This window comes from Streptomyces sp. SID14478 (genome assembly GCF_010548525.1).
In the GTDB taxonomy this organism is placed as follows: domain Bacteria; phylum Actinomycetota; class Actinomycetes; order Streptomycetales; family Streptomycetaceae; genus Streptomyces.
Map to the genome: position 1 here is coordinate 1 of NZ_JAAGMG010000446.1, position 4,050 is coordinate 4,050.

A 4,050-nucleotide genomic window follows, 5' to 3' on the forward strand; every position below is an offset into this window, starting at 1 on the left:
ACGACGCGGACGGCGGCCCGGCTCGCGGCGCCCGGCCACGCGGTGGGCGTCGACATCTCGGCGCCGCTCATCGAGCGGGCGCGGGCCCGCACCGCCGAGGAGCGGGTGGCGAACGCCGCCTACGAACGCGGCGACGCGCAGAACCACCCCTTCCCCGCGGGCGGGTACGATCTCGCGCTCAGCCGGGGCGGCGTGATGTTCTTCGAGGACCACGCGACGGCGTTCGCCAACGTCGCGCGGGCCCTGCGCAGGGGCGGGCGCCTCGTGTTCGTCTGCCCGCGCCGCCCGGGTGCGCGGACGCAGGAGAGCACGGCGCTGGCCCTGTTCGCCCGGCACTTGGCCGAGAGCACCGAGGACGTACCCGCCGAGCCCGATCCCGAGGCGCGTGCGGCACACACCGCCATGGCGTCCCTGTCCGAGCCGTACATGATCCACGCGGCGCTGCACCGCACGTTCCGCGGGATCGCCGTCAACCCGGTGGACGTCCATACCCATTGGGGCGATTCACCCGCCGACGCCGTCGACTTCCTCCTGTCCCGCGGCCCGCGGCGCCGCGTGAGCGCCACGACGCGCGCCGCGCTGGAGGACACGCTCCGCCCGTACGCGACCGCACGCGGCGTACGGATGCGCGCCGGAGTGTGGCTGGTCACGGCCGTACGCCGGGACGATGCCGGTGTGTGATGCAGAGGTGACAGAAGTGGCGGTGTCGCCGCACAGCAACTCATGTGAGACTGGCGTCTCCCACCCACCCGACGCAAGGGACGTACACCGTGCGTTCTCTCCCGCTCCCGGCCGTGCTGGCCGCCCGGCTGCTGCCGGTCGCCGTGCTCGCCTGCGTGGGCTGGGCCTGGTCCACCGGGCCCCTGTCCGACACCACCGACGAGAGCCAGAAGAAGCCGGCCCCGCAGTCGTCGGCCTCCGGCAGTCCCAGCCGGAGCGTGGCGGCGAAGACGTACGCGAAGCCGCCCTCCCCCTGCGGCACGGTCCCGGGCAAGACGGTGACCTCGCTCGTCCCGGGTGCCAAGACGTCCGGCAAGGAGCTCGCGGCGACCGACGCGTCGGTGCGCCGCGGCTGCTCCTGGAGCGCCCTCAAGGGGTACGACTACCGCTGGCTGGACGTCTCCTTCGAGGTGAAGGACTCCGACGCGCTGGCGAAGGAGGACTTCGCGGCGGGCGCCGACGGCACGGCGCAGGACATCGGTGACGAGGCGCGCCTGCGCACGGAGCTCACCACCAAGGACAAGCAGAAGACCCGCGAGGCCGTGCTGACGGTGCGCAAGGCCAACACCCTGCTCACCGTCACCTACAACGGCAGCGACTTCGAGTCCAAGGACGCGCCGTCCGCCGACACCGTGGGCAGGGGCGCGGCGCAGGCGGCCCGCGACGCGGTGGCCGCGCTGGAGGCCGCTTCCCCGAAGGACTCGGCCACCGGATCCGGCGACGGCGCCTGAAGTCCGGCCCGCCCGCCGCCTGTTCCCGGGGTCCGGGAGTCCGGCTCCGGTGTCCGCGTCGTTCCTAGAGCCCGGCTCCGGTGTCCGCCCCGGCCCTGCGGACGTGCAGCACGCTGCCGTCCAGGGGCAGGGGCGTGTGGCCCACCAAGGTGAGGCCGGCGTCGGCGAACAGCCGGGCGAAGTGGTCGGCCTGCCGTTCGCGGCCGCCGACGTTGCACATCATGTGCAGGTCCCATGCCGTGGCCAGGGAGGCCGAGCCGTCGGTGGGCAGGACCCGTTCGACGACGAGCAGGTCGGCGGTGGCGGGCATCGCGCGGGCGCAGTGCCGCAGGATCTCGCGGCAGCGGTCGTCGTCCCAGTCGTGCAGGACGCGGGACAGGACGTAGACGTCTCCGCCCGGGGGTACGTCCGCGAAGTCGCCGGACCGGAAGTCGCAGCGCGCGGTGTGCCCGGCCGCGTCGAGGAGGCGGCGGGCGGCGGCCACGGTGTGCGGGCGCTCCAGCAGGACGCCGTGCAGGCGCGGGTGTGCGGAAAGGATTCGTCCGAGCAGTTCGCCGTTGCCGCCCGCGATGTCGACCACGGTGGCCCCGTCGGCCGCTGCGGTGAGGACGGGGTGGGCGGGCAGCGGGTCGAACATCCGTGAACCGGCGGCCATCGACCGGTCGAAGAGGTCGGCGAGTTCGGGGTCGCGGGCGAAGTGGTCGAAGTGGTTCTCGCCGAAGAGGTGCTCGAAGGCGACCTGCCCGGTGCGCACGGTGTGCCCGAGCCCCGCGAAGGACTCGTAGAACACTCCCCCGTACATCAGGGCCAGCGGCCGCATCGACCCCTCGGCGTCCGCGCGCAGCAGCCTGCCGGTGGCCGTGAGCCGGAAGCCGTCGCGGTCCTCGCCCACCACACCGAGCATGGTGAGGTAGCGCAGCAGGGTGGTGAGGTTCGCGGGCAGCGCGCCGACGTCCCGGGCCAGTCGGGCCACGTCCGTACTGCGGTCCTCGTCCATCGCGTCGGCCACTTCGAGCCGCGCGAACGCCGCCAGTGCCTGCGTCGTCCACGCCCCGGTCAGCAGGCGCAGCAGGTTCTCCGCGGGCCGGCTCCTGCGGTGCGCGTCGAGGTGGGCGGCGAGGATGTCGCGGTGGTCGCCGGGGACGTACAGCTCCACGCGCCGGTACCCGGCCTTGGCCTCGGCGGAGGTCGTGAAGTAGAACACCGTGCCGTTCTCGTGCGGGTTGTAGCCGCCGCCGTCGGGGGTGGCTCCGTACCGCCCGAAGGCCGCGCACAGGCCGCGCAGCACCAGCGGGTCCGGCGCCTCGACCTCGAACGCGACGTGCGCCTCGTGCTGCAACTCCCGCTCGTGCGTGGCGACTTGGTCGAGGTCCGAGCCCGGCGGCACGGTCAGTGCGAACACCTCGACCATGCGCCGCACCCCGTCCAGGCAGTCCACGGCGGGGCGCAGGATGCCGACGTCCAGCTCCGCCGGGCGTCGCCGGTGGCGCCCGGCAAGGCGTTCTCGCACGACGACGCTCGGCTGCGGCGGTGCGTCCACGACGAGTCCGCAGTCGGCGAGCACGGCGGCCAGCGCCGCCTCGTCGGGCGGGAAGACGAGCAGCGCCGCGTGCGAGAAGGCGCAGCGCTCCACCAGAGTGCGCAACTCCGGGCCGTCGAGCCCGGGAAGCAGGAGCGGGAGCAGGGTGGCGGTGTCCTGTTCCTTGACGAAGTCGACCGTCGCGCGCAGGCGGGACGTATCGCCCGACAATGTCGTGATCATTGCGGGGTGATCCTCATTCCGGTGTTCGGGGGTGTGCGTACGGGTGCACGCGGGTGCGGAACGCGGGGAGTGCGCAGACAGGCTCTGCGGGGTGTTCCGGAAGCCCCGTCGTTCGCCTGAAGGGCGGACGGGACGTGCGCAATCCGGTCTAGACGCCGACGTAGTGCTCGGCGAACCAGTCCTGTTGGCTGCGCGAGGTGCGCAGCGAGGTGAGCCGGGAGCGGCGCAGGGAGTTGTGGAACAGCGACGCGCCGTCCATGCCGGAGGGGCCGTGCAGCAGCCCGATCATCCAGTGCGAGAACTCCTGCGCGCGCCAGATGTGGGTCAGGCACCGCGCCGAGTAGGCGTCGAGGCCCTCGGGGTCGCCCGCGGTGAGGTCGTCGACCAGGGCACGCGCCAGGGTCGCCGCTTCGAGGACCGCGAGGTTGGCGCCCTTCGCGGCGGACGGGCTGATCAGGCCGGCGGCGTCGCCCGCGAGGAACAGCGCGCCGTGGCGCAGCGGTTCGAGCACGTCGGACTCCAGGTCGACGACGGAGCGCTGCACGATGCGCCCGCGGCGCAGCGGACCGTACTCCCGTGCCCGCATGCGCAGTTCCAGCTCGTCCCAGATCCGCTCCTCGGACCAGGCGTCGGCCCGGGTGCCGCGGGCGCACTGCAGGTAGTACCGGGTGACCTCGCTGGTACGTGCCATGTGCCCGGCGAATCCGCGCGCGTGCACGGCGTACCCGACGGCGTCCAGGCTGGGTGGCGCCTCGGCGAGCAGGCCGAGCCAGGTCACTCCGTGGTCGCGGTGGTGGCGCACGGTGCCGGCCGGCAGGGAGCGCCGGGCCGCGCCGT

General features: G+C 73.6%; 4 protein-coding genes. 2 read left to right on the plus strand and 2 right to left on the minus strand.

The genetic code is table 11. The features are described 5' to 3' along the window. Both G3I40_RS15075 and G3I40_RS15080 read left to right on the plus strand, forming a co-directional pair. On the plus strand, positions 1-681 hold a 681-nt coding region (locus G3I40_RS15075), incomplete at its 5' end, for a class I SAM-dependent methyltransferase (RefSeq protein ID WP_164302683.1). 89 nt (positions 682-770) lie between these two features. Then, positions 771-1,451, plus strand: a complete 681-nt coding sequence (locus tag G3I40_RS15080) for a hypothetical protein (RefSeq protein WP_164302684.1) — start codon at positions 771-773, stop codon at positions 1,449-1,451. Between the two features lie 64 nt (positions 1,452-1,515). Here the strand turns inward: G3I40_RS15080 and G3I40_RS15085 are convergent, their stop codons facing one another. Together G3I40_RS15085 and G3I40_RS15090 are read right to left on the minus strand one after the other, a co-directional pair. Further along, positions 1,516-3,213 carry a methyltransferase gene (locus tag G3I40_RS15085; protein WP_164302685.1) on the minus strand — a complete coding sequence of 566 codons (1,698 nt, stop codon included), beginning with the start codon at positions 3,211-3,213 and terminating at the stop codon, positions 1,516-1,518. A 148-nt stretch (positions 3,214-3,361) separates the two neighbouring features. Beyond that, positions 3,362-4,050 (minus strand): FAD-dependent monooxygenase (locus tag G3I40_RS15090; RefSeq protein ID WP_203644093.1); only part of this gene is annotated, 689 nt, incomplete at its 5' end.

Bases quoted from the DNA above. Each gene is read 5' to 3' on its own strand.
- G3I40_RS15085 (WP_164302685.1), bottom strand. From the start codon at position 3,213: ATGATCACGACATTGTCGGGCGATACGTCCCGCCTGCGCGCGACGGTC.